At 74.0% G+C, this 20,026-nt stretch carries 13 protein-coding genes and 2 pseudogenes; 7 read left to right on the top strand and 8 right to left on the bottom strand.

Annotated elements, in window-relative coordinates:
• The first annotated feature begins 542 nt into the window (after nt 1-542).
• On the top strand, nt 543-992 hold the full coding sequence (locus AB0F18_RS31770) for a PTS glucose transporter subunit IIA (protein WP_362066898.1): 450 nt from the start codon (nt 543-545) through the stop codon (nt 990-992).
• Nucleotides 993-1,070: 78 nt separating this feature from the next.
• On the top strand, nt 1,071-2,741 hold the full coding sequence (ptsP, locus tag AB0F18_RS31765; protein WP_362066896.1) for a phosphoenolpyruvate--protein phosphotransferase: 1,671 nt from the start codon (nt 1,071-1,073) through the stop codon (nt 2,739-2,741).
• Between the two features lie 89 nt (nt 2,742-2,830).
• Here ptsP and AB0F18_RS31760 read toward each other — a convergent pair whose 3' ends face one another.
• Together AB0F18_RS31760 and AB0F18_RS31755 are read right to left on the bottom strand one after the other, a co-directional pair.
• The gene (locus AB0F18_RS31760; protein ID WP_362066894.1) at nt 2,831-3,757 is read right to left on the bottom strand and encodes a hypothetical protein; all 927 of its coding nucleotides are present in this window, start codon (nt 3,755-3,757) and stop codon (nt 2,831-2,833) included.
• Nucleotides 3,758-3,827: 70 nt separating this feature from the next.
• Nucleotides 3,828-5,804, bottom strand: a complete 1,977-nt coding sequence (locus AB0F18_RS31755) for an acetoacetate--CoA ligase (RefSeq protein WP_362066892.1) — start codon at nt 5,802-5,804, stop codon at nt 3,828-3,830.
• Nucleotides 5,805-6,021: 217 nt separating this feature from the next.
• Here AB0F18_RS31755 and AB0F18_RS31750 point away from each other — a divergent pair, with 217 nt between their 5' ends.
• Together AB0F18_RS31750 and AB0F18_RS31745 are read left to right on the top strand one after the other, a co-directional pair.
• Nucleotides 6,022-8,379 (top strand): TIM-barrel domain-containing protein, encoded by a 2,358-nt coding sequence (locus AB0F18_RS31750; protein WP_362066890.1) that lies wholly within the window; start codon nt 6,022-6,024, stop codon nt 8,377-8,379.
• Nucleotides 8,380-9,057: 678 nt separating this feature from the next.
• Nucleotides 9,058-10,740 (top strand): protein kinase, encoded by a 1,683-nt coding sequence (locus tag AB0F18_RS31745; RefSeq protein WP_362066888.1) that lies wholly within the window; start codon nt 9,058-9,060, stop codon nt 10,738-10,740.
• Between the two features lie 6 nt (nt 10,741-10,746).
• Here the strand turns inward: AB0F18_RS31745 and AB0F18_RS31740 are convergent, their stop codons facing one another.
• Complete coding sequence (locus AB0F18_RS31740) at nt 10,747-11,256, bottom strand: NUDIX domain-containing protein (RefSeq protein WP_362066886.1); 510 nt, start codon at nt 11,254-11,256, stop codon at nt 10,747-10,749.
• Between the two features lie 122 nt (nt 11,257-11,378).
• Here AB0F18_RS31740 and AB0F18_RS31735 point away from each other — a divergent pair, with 122 nt between their 5' ends.
• Entirely contained in the window at nt 11,379-11,828 is a 450-nt protein-coding gene (locus tag AB0F18_RS31735; protein WP_362066884.1) for a zinc ribbon domain-containing protein, read from the top strand.
• Nucleotides 11,825-13,015: a lipid-transfer protein gene (locus AB0F18_RS31730; protein WP_362066882.1), complete on the top strand. Its 1,191-nt coding sequence runs from the start codon at nt 11,825-11,827 to the stop codon at nt 13,013-13,015. The genes AB0F18_RS31735 and AB0F18_RS31730 overlap by 4 nt, the downstream gene beginning before the upstream one ends.
• A 155-nt stretch (nt 13,016-13,170) precedes the next feature.
• Here AB0F18_RS31730 and AB0F18_RS31725 read toward each other — a convergent pair whose 3' ends face one another.
• From AB0F18_RS31725 to AB0F18_RS31710, 4 genes are read right to left on the bottom strand one after another with little or no spacing between them, the layout of a single operon-like run.
• Nucleotides 13,171-13,797, bottom strand: coding sequence for an ATP/GTP-binding protein (locus AB0F18_RS31725; protein ID WP_362066880.1), 627 nt, complete (start codon nt 13,795-13,797; stop codon nt 13,171-13,173).
• Entirely contained in the window at nt 13,778-14,221 is a 444-nt protein-coding gene (locus tag AB0F18_RS31720) for a DUF742 domain-containing protein (RefSeq protein WP_362066878.1), read from the bottom strand. The genes AB0F18_RS31725 and AB0F18_RS31720 overlap by 20 nt, the downstream gene beginning before the upstream one ends.
• A 10-nt stretch (nt 14,222-14,231) precedes the next feature.
• Nucleotides 14,232-14,669: a roadblock/LC7 domain-containing protein gene (locus AB0F18_RS31715; RefSeq protein ID WP_362066876.1), complete on the bottom strand. Its 438-nt coding sequence runs from the start codon at nt 14,667-14,669 to the stop codon at nt 14,232-14,234.
• Nucleotides 14,666-17,521 (bottom strand): nitrate- and nitrite sensing domain-containing protein, encoded by a 2,856-nt coding sequence (locus AB0F18_RS31710; protein WP_362066874.1) that lies wholly within the window; start codon nt 17,519-17,521, stop codon nt 14,666-14,668. Before AB0F18_RS31710 ends, AB0F18_RS31715 begins: the two co-directional genes overlap by 4 nt.
• Nucleotides 17,522-17,874: 353 nt before the next feature.
• Here AB0F18_RS31710 and AB0F18_RS31705 point away from each other — a divergent pair.
• A pseudogene (locus tag AB0F18_RS31705) lies at nt 17,875-18,198 on the top strand (hypothetical protein); the annotation flags it as partial.
• A 101-nt stretch (nt 18,199-18,299) separates the two neighbouring features.
• Here AB0F18_RS31705 and AB0F18_RS31700 read toward each other — a convergent pair.
• Nucleotides 18,300-20,026: pseudogene (locus tag AB0F18_RS31700) on the bottom strand (hypothetical protein); the annotation flags it as partial.

Raw genomic sequence — 20,026 nt, 5'->3', positions numbered from 1 at the left:
CATCCACCGGAGTGGACGGGGTATCAACTTCTGGCGTTGATTTTTGGCACGCTGTTGAGTTCTCAAGGAACGGACGCTTCCTTCGTACTCACCCTTTCGGGCTTTCCTCCGGGCTTTCGTTCTTGCGATTCAGACTCTATCAGAGTCTTTCTCGCCCGCTTTCCAGGTCATTCGCTTTCGCGCTTTTCCTTTCCAGCGACCCCGACTCTATCAGTGCTTTTCCTTCTCTCCGACCACCGTCCGTCGCGCCGGAGCGGCACGTCGAAAAGGAGTGGGGATCGAGATCTTCACTGCTTGAGGGGGGTTCCCGTCCATCGACTGTTCGCGAGATGTTCACGGAACACGTCTCGGCGGGAGTCACGACAGTACAGCGCCCGTGGGGCGCAGGCAAATCCATTCACGCGTATGGTCTAGTCCACCGGTCTAGTCCACTAGTCTCCGTGTCGACGGGTCTGCCCGGGTCGGGAACCGGCATCGGGCGAACCCGTACAAGCTGTGCAATATCCTTCACACGAAGAAGCCCCACCCCCTGGGAGGCCCCCATGACCAGCGTGACGTCCCCACTTGCCGGACGTGCCATCGGACTCGCGGCAGTGCCCGACCCGGTGTTCTCCGGCGCCATGGTGGGGCCCGGCACCGCCATCGATCCCGTGCGCGAGCCCTCGGAGGCGGTGTCCCCCGTCGACGGTGTGGTCGTCTCCCTGCACCCGCACGCGTACGTCGTCGTCGACGCCGAGGGTCACGGTGTCCTGACGCACCTCGGGATCGACACCGTCCAGCTCAACGGCGAGGGCTTCGAGCTGCTCGTGAACAAGGGCGACACCGTGGTCCGCGGCCAGGCCGTCATCCGCTGGAACCCCGCCGCCGTCGAGGCCGCCGGCAAGTCCGCGGTCTGCCCCGTCGTGGCGCTGGAGGCGACTGCCGACTCCCTCTCCGGCATGGTCGACTCCGGGGACGTCAAGACGGGCGACGCCCTCTTCAGCTGGCAGTAAGGCGTCCGCCTGCCCGCGCAGACGGGTCGGACATCCACCGCGGCGGCTGCGCCCGCCGCTCAATCGGAGACGGGTGAAATGGAGACAACGCTGCGAGGCGTCGGCGTGAGCCACGGTGTGGCGATCGGCGAGGTGCGGCACATGGGTACGGCCGTGCTGGAGCCGCCGGCGAAGCGGATCGCCGCGGACGAGGCGGAGCGCGAACAGGGGCGCGCCCGTCAGGCCGTGGAAGCCGTGTCGGCCGACCTGATGGCGCGCGGCCAGCTGGCCGGCGGCGAGGCCCAGCACGTGCTCGAGGCCCAGGCGATGATCGCCACGGACCCCGAGCTGATGTCGGACGTGGACCGGCGGATCGTCGTCGGCAGCACCGCCGAGCGGGCCGTCTACGACGCGTTCGCGTCCTACCGCGACCTGCTCGCGGGGGCCGGCGAGTACATGGCCGGGCGGGTGGCCGACCTGGACGACGTGCGCAACCGCATCGTGGCGCGCCTGCTGGGCGTGCCGATGCCGGGTGTGCCGGACAGTGACGAGCCGTACGTGCTGATCGCGCGGGACCTGGCTCCCGCCGATACCGCGCTGCTGGACCCGGCGCTGGTGCTCGGCTTCGTGACCGAGGAGGGCGGGCCGACCAGCCACAGTGCGATCCTCGCGCGGGCGCTGGGCGTGCCGGCCATCGTGGCGCTGCCGGGTGCCGGGGAGATCGCCGAGGGCACGGTCATCGCCGTGGACGGCAGCACGGGCGACCTGTTCGTGGAGCCGACCGCCGAGAAGCGGGCCGAGCTGGAGGCCGCGGCCGCCGAGCGGAAGGCGGCGCTGGCCGCCTCCTCCGGTCCGGGTGCCACCTCCGACGGTCACAAGGTGCCGCTGCTGGCGAACGTGGGCGGGCCGGCGGACGTCCCGGCCGCCGTGGAGGCCGGGGCCGAGGGTGTGGGCCTGTTCCGCACCGAGTTCCTGTTCCTGGACGACAGCAAGAAGGCGCCGTCCGAGGAGAAGCAGATCGAGTCGTACCGCAAGGTGCTGGAGGCCTTTCCCGAGGGCCGGGTGGTCGTGCGCGTCCTGGACGCGGGCGCCGACAAGCCGCTGGACTTCCTGACCCCGGCGGACGAGCCGAACCCGGCGCTGGGCGTGCGCGGTCTGCGGACGCTGCTGGACCACCCCGAGGTGCTGCGCACGCAGCTCACGGCGCTGGCCAAGGCGGCCGAGGGGCTGCCGGTCTACCTGGAGGTCATGGCCCCGATGGTGGCCGACCGGATCGACGCGAAGGCGTTCGCGGACGCCTGCCGCGAGGCCGGTCTGCGGGCGAAGTTCGGTGCGATGGTGGAGATCCCCTCCGCCGCGCTGCGGGCGCGCTCGATCCTGCAGGAGGTCGAGTTCCTGTCGCTGGGCACGAACGACCTCGCGCAGTACGCCTTCGCCGCCGACCGTCAGGTGGGTGCGGTGTCGCGGCTCCAGGACCCGTGGCAGCCGGCGCTGCTCGACCTGATCGCCATGTCGGCCGATGCCGCCAGGGCGGAGGGCAAGAGCTGTGGTGTCTGCGGTGAGGCCGCGTCGGATCCGGTGCTGGCCTGTGTGCTGACCGGTCTGGGTGTCACCTCCCTGTCGATGGGTGCCGCTTCGATCCCGTACGTGCGGGCGACGCTCGCCAAGTACACGCTCGCGCAGTGCGAGCGCGCGGCCGCGGCCGCGCGGGCCGCGGACAGCGCCGAGGAGGCGCGCGTGGCCGCGCAGGCGGTGCTGTCCGGCGAGTAGCCGGAGGCGTGCCGTGACACGCGTCCTGACGATCGAGGGGCCTTCGCCGGTGGCGGGGGCCCCTCGGTCGTTCCCGGGGGGCGGCCCGGCTAGTCGTGGGGGCCGGGGGTGTCGACCTCGTAGCCGGGGCAGTAGTCGACGCCCGGTTCCGGGGCGACGGGATCGCCGGTGTCGGCGTCCGTGCAGTAGGCGTCGAACACGGCGGCGGCGGTGAGGGCCACCAGGCGGCCGTGGTTCAGGCGCCAGCCGTGGACCCGGTCCGGGAGGCCTTCCGTGGTGCTGCGCAGGACGAGTCCGCCGGAGCCGCCGAGGGCGAGGCCGGCGGCCAGGACGGTCACGAAGTCGAGGTGGTCGCGGGCCTCCGTCCGGGGCGGTCCGCCGGGGTCTGCGGAGGCCTCGGCGTGCAGGACGGCGACGAGCTGTTCCTCCTCGGTGGGGACGCTGCAGACCAGGTGGTGCCGGCCGGGGCCGGCTCCGTCGACGAGGCGGCGCAGGAGGGCGGTGGCCCGTTCGAAGGAGGCCCGGCCGATGTCCTCGCCGCAGTCCGCGCAGTCCCCCACGCCGGCGAGGACCGTGCTCGCGTATTCCCAGGTCGCCTGGCGCAGGGCGTGGTCGACGAGGAGGGGTACGAGCTCCTCGACGGGCTGGCCGGTGTAGGGCAGGGCGGGGCCGCAGGCGAGTTCGGCGGTGAAGCGGGTACGGGTGTGGGCGCTGTCCGGGTCCAGGCCGTGCTCGGCGCAGTAGCCGGCGTACTCCTCGGGGTCGAAGAGGGCGACGGTGGTGTGGATGCCCTGGGCCGCGAGGGAGCGGAGCAGGGCGTCGACGTGCCGGAGGTAGTCGGGGTACTCGGCGCGGTGGTCGAAGGCGAAGCTGGGGTACTCCCGCATGGCCGCGAAGTCCCGGGCGTCGGCGAGGAGGCCGACGGTGCTGGGGACCTCGCGGCGCAGCTCACGGCGGAGGCGGGAGGCGGTGGTGCGTGGCGTGGTGGGTCGTGAGGTGTTCGGTGTGGTGGTCATGGTTCCCCCTGAGTGGCGCGCCGGGCGGCGCGATGACTTGCTCACTCACCGTAACCATGACCACTGACAGTCACCTCCGGCTGCGGCCCAGCTCCTCGTAGAAGGGGAGCAGGTCCGGGTTGTCGACCGAGCCCGGGTTGACCGCCTTCGCCATCGGGGTGCCCTGGAGGAGGCGCTTGACCGGGACCTCGATGCGCTTGCCGGTCAGGGTGTGCGGGACCGCGGGGACCTCGATGACCTCGTCGGGCACGTGGCGCGGGGAGAGCTGCTCCCTGAGGGTGGCGGCGATCTTCTTGCGCAGGGCCTCGTCGAGGACGGCGCCGGGGGCGAGGTGGACGAAGAGCGGCATCCAGTAGCCGCCGTTCGGTTCCTCCAGGCCGATGACCAGGGACTCCTTGATCTCGGGGAGGCGTTCGACGACCTCGTAGATGTCGGCGGAGCCCATCCGGACGCCCTGCCGGTTGAGGGTGGAGTCGGAGCGGCCGTGGATGACGACGGAACCGTGGTCGGTGATCGTGATCCAGTCCCCGTGGCGCCAGACGCCGGGGAACATCTCGAAGTAGCTGTCGCGGTAGCGGCTGCCGTCGGCGTCGTTCCAGAAGTGGATCGGCATGGAGGGCATGGGGGCCGTGACGACGAGCTCGCCGACCTCGCCGGTGAGCGGCTTGCCGGACGGGTCCCAGGACTGGAGGTCCGTGCCGAGGCAGGCGGCCTGGAGTTCGCCGATGTGGACGGGGAGGGTGGGGACGGCGCCGGCGAAGCAGCTGCACACGTCGGTGCCGCCGCTGACGGAGGCGATCCACAGGTCCTCGGCCACCTCGTCGTGGAGCCAGCGGAAGCCGTCGGGCGGGAGCGGGGAGCCGGTGGTGGCCACGCACTTGACGGCGGAGAGGTCGAAGTCCCGGGACGGGTGCACCTCGGCCTTCTTGCAGGCCATGACGTAGGCGGCGGAGGTGCCGTAGAGGGTGGCCTTCGTGCGCTCGGCGATCCGCCACTGGGCGCCGGTGTCGGGGTAGCCGGGGCTGCCGTCGTAGAGGACGACGGTGGTGCCGGTGAGCAGGCCGGAGACGAGGAAGTTCCACATCATCCAGCCGGTGGAGGTGTACCAGAAGAACCGGTCCTCGGGGCCGAGGTCGCAGTGCAGGCCGAGCTGCTTGAGGTGTTCGAGGAGGATCCCGCCCTGGGACTGGACGATCGCCTTGGGGGCGCCGGTGGTGCCGGAGGAGTAGAGGATCCACAGCGGGTGGTCGAAGGGGACCGGTTCGAAGACGGGTTCGGCGTCGCCGGAGGTCAGGTCCGACCAGGCACGGGTGCCCTCGGGGGCGGGAGTGCCCAGCAGCGGGATGTGGACGACGGCCCGCAGGGAGGGGAGGCCTTCGCGGAGCTCGGCGACGGTCTCGCGGCGGTCGTGCTCCTTGCCGCCGTAGCGGTAGCCGTCGATGGTGAACAGGACGACGGGCTCGACCTGCTCGAAGCGGTCGAGGACGCTGCGGGCGCCGAAGTCGGGGGCGCAGGAGGTCCAGACGCCGCCGACGGCCGCGGTGGCCAGGAGGGCCACGACCGCCTCGGGGATGTTGGGGAGGTAGCCGCTGACGCGGTCGCCGGGGCGGACGCCGAGGGCGCGCAGCTCGGCGGCGAGCGAGCCGACCTGGCGGCGGAGCTCGGCCCAGGTCACCGGGACCGGTTCCTGGGTCTCGTCGACGTGGAGGAGGGCGGTGTCCCCGGCGCGGGCGGGGTCCTCGGCGGCGCGCAGGGCGTGCTCGGCGTAGTTGAGGGTGGAGCCGGTGAACCAGCGGGCTCCGGGCATGGCGCGGTCGGCGAGTACGTGCTCGTAGGGGGTGGTGAACCGTACGTCGAACCACTCGGCGACGGCCTGCCAGAAGACGTCGAGCTCGTCGACGGACCAGCGGTGCAGTGCCGGGTAGCCGCCGTCGGCGGGGGCTCCGAAGCGCTCGGCGGCCCAGGCCTGGAAGGCGGTGACGCGGGCCGCGGCGATCCTGTCGGGGCTCGGGGACCAGAGGGGTTCCGGCTGGGTGGCAGAGGTCATGGGTCGGCTCCCGGTCAAGTCTGTGGCTCGCGCTTCGTGTGCGTACGGTGCCGCCGCCGCGTCGGTGTGCGCGGCGGCTCACAGGGACGATGCCATGTGATCGAGATCCGCACCAGAGCTGTCCGCGGCGGCCCGGCCGTCCGTTTCCGGGTGTTTCCGGGTGAACGGCAGCTGAACGCCGCCCGCTCGGCCGGGGGCCGGTGGCAGGGTGATCGCCATGGACGGTCGTGAGCTGGTGCGTGCGTTGAAAGAGATCGGTACGGCGCGCGGGCGGCGCGCCTGGCGCGCGGCGCTGCGCCACCGCCGGACGGATGCGGAGGGGCTGGCTCCGCGGGGGGCGGAGCGGGCGCGGGTGCCGGGGCTGCTGGCGGGTACGGAGCCCCGGCCGGGCGGGGGCCTGCTGCGGTTCGCGCGCAGCGAGCTGACGGTACGGGTGGGTGTGGGCGGTGCGGTGTTCTGGGGGTGGGACGGGGCGGGGCCGGAGCCCTCGTACGCGGTGCTGGGCGGGGGGCCGGAGCCGGATCCGCGGGCGGTGCTGGAGCCGGACACCGGGGGCGGCTGGCGGGTGGTGTCGGAGCGGGTGACGGTGGCGGTGTCCCGGCACGGGGCGCTGGAGGTGCGGAACCCGGGCGGGGCGGTGCTGCGGCGGGAGCTGCCGCCGCGGTGGTGGGATCCGGTGGACGGGGCCGAGGGGGCGGCCGGGGGCGGTTCGCGGTGGCTGCAGCGGGCGGAGGTGCCGGCGGACGCCCGGTTCTTCGGGCTGGGCGGGCGGGCGCGGGGGCCGCGGCTGCGGGACGGGGAGTACCGGTTGTGGAACACCGACCCCAAGGGCGGGTTCGGGCCGGACACCGATCCGCTGTACATCACGATGCCGGTCCAGGTGGTGGTCTCGGACGCGGGGACGCACCTGGCGTTCTACGACAACACCTGGGACGGGCGGGTGGTGCTGCGCGAGGGCGAGGAGGGGGCGGGTTCGGGGCCGGACCGGCCCGGGTCGAGCGAGCTGCGGCTGGAGGGCGGGCCGCCGCGGTGCTGGGTGCTGCCGGGGACGCCGGCGCGGGTGGCGCAGGGGTGGGCGGGGCTGACGGGGGCTCCGGCGGTGCCTCCGGAGTGGGCGCTGGGGTACCAGCACGCGCGGTGGGGCTTCGGGAGCGAGGCGGAGGTGCGGCGGGTGGTGGCCGGGTACGTGGAGCGGGGGCTCGCGCTGTCGGCCGTGCACCTGGACATCGACCACTACGACGGGCACCGGGTGTTCACGGTGGACCGGGAGGCCTTCCCCGATCTGCCGGGGCTGGCCGGGGAGCTGGGGGCGGCCGGGGTGCGGCTGGTGTCGATCGTGGACCCGGCGGTGAAGGCGGGGGACGCGGTGCACGCGTCCGGCCTGGAGGTGGGGCCGCACGGGGCGTTCGTACGGGACGCGCGGGGGCGGGAGGTGCGGGGCGAGGTCTGGCCGGGCGAGTGCGCGTATCCGGACTTCACGGATCCGGCGGCGCGGGAGTGGTGGGGCGGGCTGTACGAGGAGCGGCTCGCGCAGGGGTTCTCGGGGTTCTGGCACGACATGAACGAGCCGGTGTCGTTCGCGCCGTGGGGGGACCCGACGCTGCCCCGGTCGGCGCGGCACGCGCTGGAGGGGGCGGGCGGCGACCACCGGGCCGGGCACAACGTGTACGGGCTCGGGATGGCGCGGGCGGGGTGGGAGGGTCTGGTGCGGCTGCGGCCGGCCGAGCGGCCGTTCCTGTTCTCCCGGTCGGGGTGGGCGGGGATGCAGCGGTACGGGGGCACGTGGTCCGGTGACGTGGAGAGCAGCTGGGAGGGGCTGCGGGCGTCGCTGGCGCTGGTGCTGGGGCTCGGGCTGTGCGGGGTGCCGTACTCGGGGCCGGACGTGGGGGGCTTCGGGGGGACGCCTTCGCCGGAGCTGTACCTGCGGTGGCTGGAGCTGGGGGCGTACCTGCCGCTGTTCCGGACGCACTCGGCGATCTGGGCGGGGCGGCGGGAGCCGTGGGAGTTCGGGCCGGAGGTGGCGGAGCGGGCGGGGGCGGTCCTGGCGGAGCGGGAGCGGCTGCGGCCGTACTTCGTGACGCTGGCGCACCTGGCGCGGCGGACGGGGGCGCCGTACGTGCGGCCGGTGTGGTGGGGGGCGCCGGAGGACCGGCGGCTGCGGGACTGCGAGGACGCGTTCCTGCTGGGGGACGCGCTGCTGGTGGCGCCGGTGCTGGAGTGCGGGGCGGACCGGCGTGCGGTGCGGTTGCCGCGGGGGCGGTGGTACGACACGGCGACGGGGGCCGCGCACGAGGGGCCGGGCCAGGTGCTGCTGGACGCCCCGCCGGGGCGGACGCCGGTGCTGGCGCGGGCGGGGGCGGTACTGCCGGTGCGGCGTGGGGACGGGTCGGTGGGGCTGGAGGCGTGGGCGCCGGCGCGGGGGCGGACCGGGGCCGGGGTGGTGATCCGGGATCCGGGGTCGGGGTTCGAGGCGGGCGAGGTGGAGCGGTACACCGTGCGGTGGGCCGGGGAGGCGGTGCTGGTGGAGGACGAGGCGGGCGGGGTGGTGGGCGGGGTGGAGGTGCGGGGGGTGTAGGGGGCAGACGCCGTTGCCCTGGCCGGGCGTGAGGCTGCGGTCCGGAGTCCCCGCCGGGCGGGGTCAGGGACGGCCAGGAGCACTGCCCGGTCAGAGCTCCGACTGCGGACGGCCGGGCGGTCCCGGGCGGGCGGGGTCGGAGGCGGCCGTGAGCACTGCCGGGTCAGAGCGCCGGCCGCGGACGGCCGGACGGTCCCCGGCCGGCGGGATCAGAGACGGCCCGGAGCACTGCCGGGTCACGGCCCCGGCTGCGGGTGACCGGGCGGGCCCCGGCCGACGGGGTCGGAGGTGGCCGGGGAGGTGCCGGGGCGGGGGCCCGGGCCGGGGAGGTGGTGTTCGGGGCTTTGGGGGGCGGGCGAGTGGGTGGGGCGTGGCGGGAGGGGCCGCCGTGGGGGCGAGGGCCGGTCCGCGCCGGCGGGGTGGGTCCGGCGGGGCCGTGGGTGTCGTTGCGGCGGGGGGTGACACCGATCGGGGCCAAGGGTGGGGCGGTCGGCGTGGTGCGGGGCGATCACGCGGCTCTGGCCGCGATCATTTCGTCGCAAGGTCAGGCCGCGCCTCAAGGCCGGCGCTCGCCCCGGCCGGACGGGACCCTCGTCGTCACCCTGTCCCGCATGGCCGGCGGGGTGCACCGGCGAACCTGTGACCGCCCACGCTCCCGGGACTCCAGGGAAGGCACGCATGACAGGCACGGACGATGCCGTTGGCCGGGTGATCGCCGGGCGCTACCGGCTCCAGCGCAAGCTCGGCGCCGGCGGCATGGGGCGGGTCTGGCTCGCCCACGACCAGGAACTGGCGTGTGACGTCGCCATCAAGGAGATCGCCTTCCCGCCCGACACCCCCAGGGCGGAGAGGGAATCCCGGATCACCAGGGCCCGCGGCGAGGCACGGCACTCGGCGCGGCTGCGCGGCAACCCCCACGTGGTCACGGTGTACGACGTCGTCGAAGAAGAGGGCCTTCCCTGGATCGTCATGGAGTACGTGCCCGGCGCGAGCGATCTGGGCCAGGTGGTGGACGAGCACGGTCCGCTGCCGCCGGCCGAGACCGCGCGGATCGGTCTGGCCGTGCTCGACGCCCTGTCGCAGGGCCACCGGCTCGGCATCCTCCACCGGGACGTCAAACCCGCCAACATCCTGCTGACCGGTCCCGTCACCAACGGCTCGTCCTCCGGGGACGGGGGGCGCGTCATGCTGGCCGACTACGGGATCGCGCTCCAGCAGGACTCCGGTGAGACCCGGCTCACCACGGTCTCCGGAGTGATCGGGACCCCCCGCTACATCGCACCGGAGCGGGCCCACGGATCGGCGCCGACAGCGGCGTCGGACTTGTTCTCACTCGGTGCCACGCTGTACTTCGCGGTCGAGGGCCACGGTCCCTTCGACCGGGATTCCGACGTGTCCACCCTCACCGCGCTCCTCTTCGAGGAACCCTCACCGCCACGGCGCGCCGCGGACCTGGCTCCCGTCCTGCTGGGGCTGCTGTCGAAGGATCCCGCGCAGCGGCTGGACGGGGAGGCGGCGGCCCGCCGGTTCGCCGTGCTCGGCACGGAGCCGCAGCGCGCCCCCGCACCGTCCGCGCAGGAGCCCCCCACCGATGTCGCCCCGACGCCCGACCAGGCTCCGACGCGCGCCGCTCCCCATAGGCCGCCGGCCCGGCAGGAGCCCGCGCCGTCCGTCCCGCCCGGGCCGGAGAAGTCCTGGCGCCGGCCGCCCGGAGACCCGCTCCCGACGCGCCGGAACGGCCCGGGCGAACCGGGTGGGCGCCCGTCCCGCAGAGGCCGGTGGATCGTCGTCACGACGGCTGCGGCGGCCGTGCTGCTGGTCGGCGGCATTCTGTGGGCGACCCTCCCCGCGCACGAATCCGCGCAGAATCCGTCGAGGGACGCTGTCAGTCCGGCCGCCGGCGGCGATGTGAACGCCTGGGCCAAGAGGTATTGCGACCAGGCCCAGCCCCACCTGCGGCAGATCAACGACGCCAGTGCCGCGCTCCAGCGCGCGAGCGGAGGGAACGGCAAGCCGGCGGACGTCCAGAAAACCGACTCGCAGGCGTTCCAGCAGCTTTCGGAGGCGTACGAGGGACTGGGCGACGCCCTCCAGAACGCGGGTCCCCCGCCCGTCAAGGACGGCGCGGCGATCCAGCAGAACGCCGTCCATCAGTTCCGGGGCACCGCCTCCTCCTACGTGGACCTGAAGAAGAAGGTGGACGCACTCGACCCCGATGATCAGGCGAAGTTCGCCGAGGGCCTCGATGCCGTTGCGAACCAACTCCAGAGCGTCGACAACCCGAGTGACGGCTCCGTCAAGAAACTCTATTCCGGAGAGACCGGCACCGCGCTGTCCGCCCAGCCGGGCTGTCAGAAGTAGGCCGGGTCAGGCGTAGCGGCCCGCGAACCAGGAGGCGGCGGCCTGGGTGTGGAGGGGGAAGGCCAGTTCCGTGGGGGTGCGGAGGAGGTGCCAGCCCGTCGTTTCGTCGGTGGGCTCCGAGGGCGGGAGGGCCGAGGCCGGGCGGGTCGGGAGGAGGCCGAAGACGAGGAGGTGGCCGTGCGGGGAGCTGAGGACGTCGGCGAGGGTGACCTCGGAGGCCCGGGCCTCGATGCCGGTCTCCTCACGGAGTTCGCGCGCCACCGCGTCGCGCCAGTCCTCGCCGAAGTCGACGAACCCGCCGGGCAGGGCGACGCCGCCCCTGGCGGGTTCGATCGTGCGGGTGATGACCACCAGGCCGGTGCCCGAGGCGTCCTCGACGGGGAGCAGGGCCACGGCCACCGGGAGGGGGTTGCGGTAGGCGACGGTGCCGCACCCGGTGCACGGGCGGGGCCAGTCGGTGGTGTCGAACGGAGCTCCGCAGGTGGAGCAGTGCGAGTCCCTCAGCTGTGCCGGCATGCGGTGATCGTATGCCAAGGGGCGTGCGGGCGGCGGTGGTTGGTGCTCCTTCCCGCTGTGCGGCGGGCGCGCCGCATGGCAGACTTCTGACGGCTCGTCAGATATCGGCTGTGGGAGGGGTCTTGGCACGCACACGTACACCCGTGGTGAGCGGATGGTTCACCGACGGGCCGGACGGGTTCCGGCTGCTCGGCACCACGTGTTCCGCCTGTACGGCGGTGTTCTTCCCGCGCGAGGACGCGTACTGCCGCAATCCGCACTGCCCCGGCGGCGGTGCGCTCGTGGAGGTGCCGCTGTCGCCGCGCGGGCGGGTCTGGTCCTACACCGACGGGCGCTACCGGCCGCCAGCCCCGTACGTGTCCGACCCGGACGCCCCGTGGGAGCCGTACACGCTGGTCGCGGTGGAGCTGGAGGCCGAGGGGATGGTCGTGCTCGGGCAGGCGGCGCCCGGGGTGACGGTGGCCGATCTGGCGGTCGGCATGGAGGTGGAGGTGGTCGGCGGGGTGCTGAACGAGGACGCCGAAACCGCTTGGACGACCTGGCGGTTCAGGCCGGTGGAGGGGGCGCGATGAGCGGGGACGTGGCCGTGCTGGGGGCCGGTATGCACCCGTGGGGCAAGTGGGGCCGCAGCTTCGTCGAGTACGGGCGGGCCGCCGCCCGGGCCGCGCTCGCCGACGCCGGGCTGGAGTGGACCGACGTACGGTCCGTGGTCGGCGCCGACACCGTGCGCGGCGGGTACCCGGGCTATGTCGCCGGGGCCACCTTCGCGCAGGCGCTCGGCTGGCAGGGCGCCCGGGTGACCAGCGTGTACGCGGCCTGCGCCTCCGGGGCCCAGGCCATCGGGGCGGCCCGGGCGCAGATCCTGGCCGGGCTGGCCGACGTGGTGCTGGTGGTGGGCGCAGACGCCGCGCCGAAGGGGTTCTTCGCCCCGGCCGGGGGTGACCGCCCGGACGATCCGGACTGGCTGCGCTTCCGGGTGCTCGGTGCGACGAACCCGGCGTACTTCGCGCTGTACGCCCGCCGCCGGATGGCGCTGTACGGGGACACCGGGGAGGACTTCGCGCAGGTCAAGGTGAAGAACGCGGCGGCGGGGGTGCTCAACCCGAACGCCCGCTACCGCAAGACGGTGACGGCCGAGGAGGTGGCGGCCTCGGCGGTGGTCGCCGATCCGCTGCGGCTGCTGGACATCTGCGCGACCTCCGACGGGGGCGCCGCGCTGGTGCTGAGCAGCATGGAGTTCGCGCGGGCGCGCGGGGTGGCCGACCCGGTGCGGATCCGGGCGGTGTCGACGGTGACGCCCACGTATCCGCGTACGGTGCTGGACCTGCCGGACATCGCGACCGATTCGGCGGTGGCGGTGCGGCCGGCGGAGGGCTCCTTCCGGTCCTCGATCGCCCGGGCCGCGTACGAGGAGGCGGGGCTGGGGCCGGCGGACCTGTCGCTGGCCGAGGTGTACGACCTGTCCACCGCGCTGGAGCTGGAGTGGTACGAGGACATCGGCCTGTGCGGTGAGGGCGAAGGGGCCAAGCTCGTCCGGGAGGGGGCGACCGCGCTCGGCGGGCGGGTGCCGGTCAACGCCAGCGGCGGACTGGCCTCCTTCGGGGAGGCGGTGCCGGCGCAGGCCATCGCCCAGGTGTGCGAGCTGACCTGGCAGTTGCGGGGTACGGCGGGGGCGCGCCAGGTGCCGGGGGCGCGGGTGGGGATCACCGCGAACCAGGGGCTGTTCGGGCACGGGTCGGCGGTCGTGGCGGTGCGCTGAGCGGACCGGCACAAGTGCCGTCGTCGCGGTGCTTGACGCTCCCCGGCGGCGGGTTCACACTCTCCCCACGGTCCCGCGCCGGGACCCCCACAGCCCCCCATGAGAGCCGCGGCCCGTACCCCAGTCGGCGGGGGTACGGGCCGCCTCCTCGCGCGTCAGATGCCGGCGGTCAGGCTCGCGCGGCGGGCCCGGGCCAGCGACATGGCGTGCTCGACGACTCCCACCAGCACGTCCTTGACCGACTCCCGGTCGCGGGCGTCGCAGAGCAGTACCGGCACCTCGGGGTCGAGGTCGAGGGCTTCGCGGATGGTCACCACGGGGTGGCGTTCGGCCCCGTCGAAGCAGTTGACCGCGACGAGGAACGGCAGGCCGCGCCGCTCGAAGTAGTCGATGGCGGCGAAGCAGTCGGCGAGCCGGCGGGTGTCGGCGAGCACGACGGCGCCGAGCGAGCCCTGGGAGAGCTCGTCCCACAGGAACCAGAAGCGGTCCTGCCCCGGGGTGCCGAAGAGGTAGAGCACCAGGTCCTCGCGGAGGGTGATGCGGCCGAAGTCCATGGCCACGGTCGTGGTGCTCTTGCCCTCCACTCCCCCGGTGTCGTCGATGCCGACGCCCGGTTCGGAGAGCGTCTCCTCCGTCCGCAGGGGACGGATCTCGCTCACCGCGCTGACCAGGGTGGTCTTGCCGACCCCGAAGCCGCCCGCGACCAGGATCTTCAAGGTCAGCGGTTCGACCGGGGAGACGGCATGCATCGCACCGGTGCGGCTAGAGCGCCCGAAGGCCATCGATCACCTCACGCAGAATGGATTCGTCGGGCAGTTCGGCCGGGGGGACCGGCCGGGTCACGTGGACCAGTTCGTCGTCGACGAGGTCGCCGATCAGGACCCGGACGACGCCGATGGCGAGGTCGAGGTCCGCGGCGACTTCGGCGACGGACTGGGGGCGTTCCCGGCACATCCCGAGGATGTGGGCGTGTTCCGGGGACAGGGTCATGTCCCAGACCGGGTCGTCGGCCGCCGGTTCGGCGACGACGAGCGCGATCAGGTCGAGGCGGTGCCGGGCGGAGTGCCGGGTCCGGCCGCGGGTCATGGCGTACGGGCGTACGACGGGTCCCGCTTCGTCGTCGAACCAGTGCGGGTGGCCGTCCCCGGGCGTCGCGTCGGGGGTGCCCGGGGAGGCCGGGGGGTGGTCGTGGCCTGGATCGCTCATACGCTCCGACTCACCCTCCGGCTGGCAGCCCGGTGCGCGGGGCGGTCGCCAGGTGGTCGCCGACGCGCTTGACCATGAGGGTCATCTCGTAGGCGACCTGGCCGACGTCGGAGTCGGAGTCGGAGAGAACCGCCAGGCAGCTGCCGTCGCCGGCGGCCATGACGAAGAGGAAGGCCTCGTCCAGCTCGACGACGGTCTGGCGGACGTTGCCCGATTCGAAGTGCCGGCCCACGCCCTTGGCCAGGCTGTGGAAGCCGGAGGCCACGGCGGCCAGGTGCTCGCTGTCCTCGCGGGTCAGGTCCTTGGAGCTGCCCGTCGGCAGGCCGTCGCCGGAGAGGACCACCGCCTTGCGGATGCTGGCGACCTTGTCGACGAGTTCGTCGAGGAGCCAGTTGAGCGGGCCGGGGCCGCGGCCCCTGCTGTCGTTTCCGTTCTGCGGTGCGGTCATCGACCGTCCCCTTCGTTCTCGTGCTGCTGCTGTGCCTGCTGTTCTGCGTACTCTCTGCGGCCCGCGGTCCAGCCCCGCTGGAGGGCGGACATACGGGCGCGCACGTCCTCCGCGTCCTGGTCGGTCGGCGGCTGCGCGGGGGCTTCGGGCTCGGCGGGGGCCGGGTTCTTCAGCTGGGGCGCGAGGTTCGCCTGGCGGACCCTGCGGGGCAGCCCGCCGGGGCCCGGGGCGGTACGGGGCTCCTCGGGGCCGGTCTGAGGCCGGTCGGGGGCCTTCACGCCGGCCGGGCGGGGCTCCACGCGGCGGCCGTGCTCGGCCACGAGGGTCGGGGTGGGACGCCGCCGGGGCAGCGGGACCGCTCCGGGGCGGGGGCCGTCGGGGCGGACGGCGTCCAGGCGCGGGCGGTCGGCGCGGACCGGGCCGGTGGCGGCGTCGCGGTCGGCGCCGTGGGTGCGGCCTCGGCCGGCGGCGGTGTCGGGGCCGGTGTCGCGGCCGCGGCCCCAGTCCCGGTGGCGGTCGGCGCTGCTGTCGCCGATGCGGTCGCCCTTCCAGGTGCCGCGCTCGGCGCCGCGCCGGTCGCCCTCGGGGCGGCCCGCGGTGCCCAGGCCCAGCAGGGCGCTGCGCGGGGTGCCGCCGGGCGGGGTCTCGTCGTCGAGGCTGGCCATGGGCGGGCGGCCGCCGGTGCCGGCGAGGCCGGTGGCGGGGTCGTCCAGGCCGGCGAGCCCGTCGAGGCCCTCCAGGGCGTCCAGGCCGAGGGCGCCCAGCGGGCCTTCCAGTTCGACGGGGCCGTTGAGCACGCCGGCGGGCAGCGGGCGGGCCGACGTGGCGCGGTCGAGGGCGGTGTGCGCGGACCGGCCGGCGCCCCTGGCGCCCGGGGCGGCCTTGACGCCCTTGACGGCCGTGGCGCCCTTGCCGGCCCGGACGGCGTCGAGGCGGATGCCGGTGCCGTTGGTGTCGGGGGCTTCGGTGAGGAGTTCGGCCGGGAGGAAGACCACCGCGGTGGTGCCTCCGTAGGGGCTGGGCTGGAGGGCCACCTTGATGCCGTGGCGGCGTGCCAGGCGGCTGACCACGAACAGGCCGAGGCGGTCGGTGTCGGAGAGCTCGAACTCGGGGGTCTCGGCGAGGCGGAGGTTCGCGTCGAGGAGGGCCTCCGGGTTCATGCCGAGGCCGCGGTCGTGGATCTCCAGGGTGAAGCCGTTGGCGACGCGTTCGCCGTGGACCTGGACGGCGGTGTGCGGGGGCGAGAACACCGTGGCGTTCTCCAGGAGTTCGGCGACCAGGTGGGTGACGTCGGCGACGGCCGGGCCCTCGATGCCGATGCGGGGCAGGCGGCGGACCTCGATGCGCTCGTAGTCCTCGACCTCGGCGACGGCGGCCCGGACGACGTCCATCAGCTGGACGGGCTTGCGCCACTGGCGGGAGGGGGCGGCGCCGGAGAGGATCACCAGGCCCTCGGCGTGGCGGCGCATGCGGGTGGTCATGTGGTCGAGGCGGAACAGGTCGGCGAGTTCCTCGGCGTCCTCGGTGCGCCGCTCCATGGTGTCGAGCAGGGTCAGCTGGCGGTGCAGCAGCACCTGGTTGCGGCGGGCGAGGTTGACGAACACCTCGGAGACGCCGCGGCGCAGCTCGGCCTGCTTGACGGCGGCCTCGACGGCGGCGCGCTGGAGGCTGTTGAGGGCCAGGCCGACCTGGCCGACCTCGTCCTTCTCGAACTCCAGGCGGGGCGCCTCGGTCTCCACGTCCACGCTCTCGCCGGCGGCGAGGCGGCGCATCACGCTGGGCAGGCGGACGCCGGAGGCCTCGTGGGCGTCCTTGCGGAGCTGCGAGAGGTCGCGGATCAGGTCGCGGCCGATGCGGACGGACAGGACGACGGAGACGGCGAGGGCGATGAAGCCGAGGACGCCGGCGACGGCGGCCTGGACGAGGACGTCCATCGCGACCGGCTCGACGCGCTTCTGGTAGCGGTCGCCGGCGGCGGTGCCCATGGTGGCGAGGTCGTCGAGGACCTTGTGGGCGGCCTCGTCCCACTGGGCGGCGGTGACGGTGCGCGGGTTCTTGACGGCGCCCGCGGTGATGAACCGTTCCTCCGTGTCGCGCAGCGCCTTGGTCTCGGGGCCGTTCCAGTACTGCTCGAAGAGCTTGCGGTCGTCGGCCGGAAGGATCGCGAGGTTGAACTCGTACAGCAGGGCGCGGTTGGCGACGAAGGTGGAGACCCGGCGGACGTCGCCCGCGGAGACGTTGCCGGCGGCAAGGGCGGAGGCGATGACCGCGTCCTCGCGGGAGAGGGTCTCGCGGGCGCGGGTGATGCCGACGAGGGCGCGGCCCTGCTTGTCCATCTCCACGTTCTCCAGGGCGTGGAGGTTCATGAGGAAGTCGTAGCAGGGGTCGACGAGGCGGCTGTAGAGGTCGAGGGCCTGGACGGGGTCGAGGCTGTTGGTGTCGACGGAGGTGCGCAGGGCGGCGATGCCGTGGAAGGCGTCGAGGATCGAGCCGAGGCGCTGCCTGGCGGCGGAGGCGAGCTCGTCGAGGACCTCGGGGTCGCTGGCGTTCGCGGTGATCTTGCGGACCATGGCGTCGGTGGCGGCGCGGCTCCTGGTGAGCTCGGCGGTGGCCGCGGCGGCGGTGGGGTCGCCGATGACGACGAGGGTCTGGCGGCGTTCCTTCTGGATGACGCGGACGACGTCCTCGATGGGGTAGCCGACCTTGTCGATGACGTACGCGACGTCGAGCAGCTGCACGGCCTCGCGGCCGGTGATGGCGGTGGCGAAGCCCCAGAGGGCGGTCAGGGAGACGAGCGGCACCAGGAGCAACGCCACGATCTTCCGGCGGATCGACTTCCCGCGAAAGCGCATGGCCTCCCCAGCCTCCCCCAGCTCAACCCCGTTGCGAGGGGTCGGTGTTCCGTCATTTAAACGGCGTGAGCCTACTACTGCCACCGAGCGGGCTCGAAGGCGTGTCCGGACGTTTTCGGCCTGACCCCTGGACGAAGATCACGAGTTGTCCGATACTTCCGGTCAAGTCCGGCCCGATATGTGGCAGATGACACTTGGTGTGGCCTCAATTCCTTTGTCCGGATGGATGGCTGGAACTCTCCGAAATCGCTGGATCCGCAACGGTGGGGGTGGGTCGGCGTCCGGGATTCGGGAATCTGCGGGCGGGGCCGGTCGTTGGGTTCGGGTCGGGTGCGGGAGCAGTGGAGCGGGCCATGAGGATGTACGACGAAGAGGACGGGTCGGTGTCGGAGAGCTCGGGGCGGGGGCTGTGGGTCGAGGAGCCGGCCCGGCGGAGACGGATGCCGGATCCGGTGCGGGCGTCCGCGGTGCGGGCGGTGCTGATCGTGGCGGTGACGCTGACGGAGGCGTCGGTCACGTTCTTCCTGGTGCTGGCGGGGTCGTGGCTGGCGCTGCCGATGGTTCTCGGGGGGATAGCGGGGACGGTGGTGGCCACGTGGGCCGTGCTGGACGTGTGGATCACGCGGCAGATGTGGAACCAGCGGTACGGGGTGGTGTCGGAGCCGAGCAGTGCGGCGCGGGAGGGGTGGGCGGCGGCACCGCCGTCGCCGCGGGCCGGCTGAGCCGGTGGTGCCGCTGCGCGGTGCCGTCTCCCCGCCCCGCCCTTCCACCGTTCCCGTCAGGAAGGAGCCCCGCGGCGGAACATTCGGGTGGCCGTGATTTCGCCGTGGACGGCTTCCGGTTCCTGGGAGGGCTGCGGGAGGCCCGGCCGGAGGTGTTCCTCGACGCTGATGTACTTCAGGCCCGCCCTGAGGTCCGCGTCGTTGCGCAGCCGGATCACCAGCGGGAACTCCGCCAGGGCCGTGGTGTCGAAGAGGCCGGTGGTGTACAGGAGCTGGACGCCGAGGGCGTCGGACACCGCCCGCTGGAGCTCCAGCAGGTACGTGGCGTTGGCGCGCCCGATCGGGTTGTCGAGGAACAGCGTGCCCGCGTGCCGGTGCTTGTCGCGGCCGCGGTCGTTGCTGCGCAGGGCCGCCATCGTGCAGTAGAGGGCGATGGCGGCGGTGAGCAGCTGGCCGCCGGAGAAGACGTCGCCCATCTGGCCGACCGGGACGCGTTCGGCGCGCAGGACGGCGTCCGGCTTGAGGATCTCCACCGCGATGCCCTTGGGCTCCAGCGCCGCCTGGACGCCCCGCAGGAGCAGGGACATGCCGTCCCGGCGGCCTTCGCCGAAGGCGGCGTTCTTCTTGACCGCCGTGCGGGTGGCCTCGTCGATGACCTCGCCGAGGCGTTCGGTGAGGGTGGCCTGGTCGGGTTCCTCGAAGCGGATGCGCAGGAACTCCTGGCCCGACCATTCGCCGAGGCCCTCGGGGAGCTGGGACAGGCGCTGGGCGGAGCGGAGGGTGGCCAGGGCCGACTCCACCAGGCCGCGCAGCCGGTCCACGATGCTGTCGCGGTTGCGCTCCAGCTGGGCCAGCTCGTCGGTCAGGACGCGCAGCCTCGGGGCGAAGGCGGCCGCCCAGGCCGCGGCGTGCTCCGGCAGGGCGGAGGCGGGCAGTTCGCGGATCTGCTGGCGCGCGGGGGTGCGTACCTGCTCGTAGCGGTTGGCGTTGGCGTGCCGGACCAGGACGTCGCTCGCCTCGCGCACGGCCGCCTCGGCGGCGGAGAGGTCGGCGGCGCAGGCGCGCAGGGAGCGGCGGGCTTCGGTGGCCGACTGGCGGGCTTCCTCCAGGGTGCCCTGGTGCGGCGCGGGCTCCTGCTCGTCCTCCGGGTGGCTGTGGTCGCGCAGCAGGTCGCGGAGCAGGGCGGCGGTCTCGTCGAAGCCGCCGGCGCCGTCCTCGGCGGTGCGGTGGGCGCGCAGCAGGTCGGCGTGGGCGGCCCGGGCGGACTCCACGGCGGCGGAGTGCGCGGCGAGCTGGGCGGTGGCGGTGCGCAGCAGGCCCTGGGCCTGCTCCACGTCGGCCGGGACCAGCTCCTCGGGCAGCTCGGTGTGCGCCTCGCCGTCGGCGGGGGCGTGCCGTTCGGCCTCGCCGCGCAGCCGGCCGAGCTGCTCGCTCGCGGCGGAGGCGCGGGATTCCAGCATCTGTACGAGGGCCTCGGCGCGGGCGGCGGCTGCCTGCCGGGAGGGGCCGTCGGCTCCGTCGGTGCCTTCGAGGAGCTGGGCGGCGCGGGTGCGGACCTTGTTGGTGAGCCGGTCGAGTTCGGCGAGGGCGGCGCTCTCGTCGCTTTCGGCGCGGGCCTGCTCGGCGCGCAGGTCGGCGCCGACGCCGACCTTCTCGTACACCTGGGAGGCGGCCCGGTAGGCCTCGCGGAGGTCGGGCAGCGGCGCGCGCGGGCCCTCGCCCTCGGGCAGCTGGTCGGGGGCTCCGGCGATCTCGGCGCGTTCGGCGCGCAGGGCGCGGGCGG

It is taken from the genome of Streptomyces sp. NPDC029216, assembly GCF_040648015.1.
In the GTDB taxonomy this organism is placed as follows: domain Bacteria; phylum Actinomycetota; class Actinomycetes; order Streptomycetales; family Streptomycetaceae; genus Streptomyces.
Note: the sequence above shows the minus strand (reverse complement) of the source record. Positions and strands in the feature narration are given on the sequence as shown.

Coding starts and splice junctions, on each gene's coding strand:
- AB0F18_RS31770 (WP_362066898.1), top strand. CDS start 543: ATGACCAGCGTGACGTCCCCACTTGCCGGACGTGCCATCGGACTCGCG.
- ptsP (WP_362066896.1), top strand. CDS start 1,071: ATGGAGACAACGCTGCGAGGCGTCGGCGTGAGCCACGGTGTGGCGATC.
- AB0F18_RS31760 (WP_362066894.1), bottom strand. CDS start 3,757: ATGACCACCACACCGAACACCTCACGACCCACCACGCCACGCACCACC.
- AB0F18_RS31755 (WP_362066892.1), bottom strand. CDS start 5,804: ATGACCTCTGCCACCCAGCCGGAACCCCTCTGGTCCCCGAGCCCCGAC.
- AB0F18_RS31750 (WP_362066890.1), top strand. CDS start 6,022: ATGGACGGTCGTGAGCTGGTGCGTGCGTTGAAAGAGATCGGTACGGCG.
- AB0F18_RS31745 (WP_362066888.1), top strand. CDS start 9,058: ATGACAGGCACGGACGATGCCGTTGGCCGGGTGATCGCCGGGCGCTAC.
- AB0F18_RS31740 (WP_362066886.1), bottom strand. CDS start 11,256: ATGCCGGCACAGCTGAGGGACTCGCACTGCTCCACCTGCGGAGCTCCG.
- AB0F18_RS31730 (WP_362066882.1), top strand. CDS start 11,825: ATGAGCGGGGACGTGGCCGTGCTGGGGGCCGGTATGCACCCGTGGGGC.
- AB0F18_RS31725 (WP_362066880.1), bottom strand. CDS start 13,797: ATGGCCTTCGGGCGCTCTAGCCGCACCGGTGCGATGCATGCCGTCTCC.
- AB0F18_RS31720 (WP_362066878.1), bottom strand. CDS start 14,221: ATGAGCGATCCAGGCCACGACCACCCCCCGGCCTCCCCGGGCACCCCC.
- AB0F18_RS31715 (WP_362066876.1), bottom strand. CDS start 14,669: ATGACCGCACCGCAGAACGGAAACGACAGCAGGGGCCGCGGCCCCGGC.
- AB0F18_RS31710 (WP_362066874.1), bottom strand. CDS start 17,521: ATGCGCTTTCGCGGGAAGTCGATCCGCCGGAAGATCGTGGCGTTGCTC.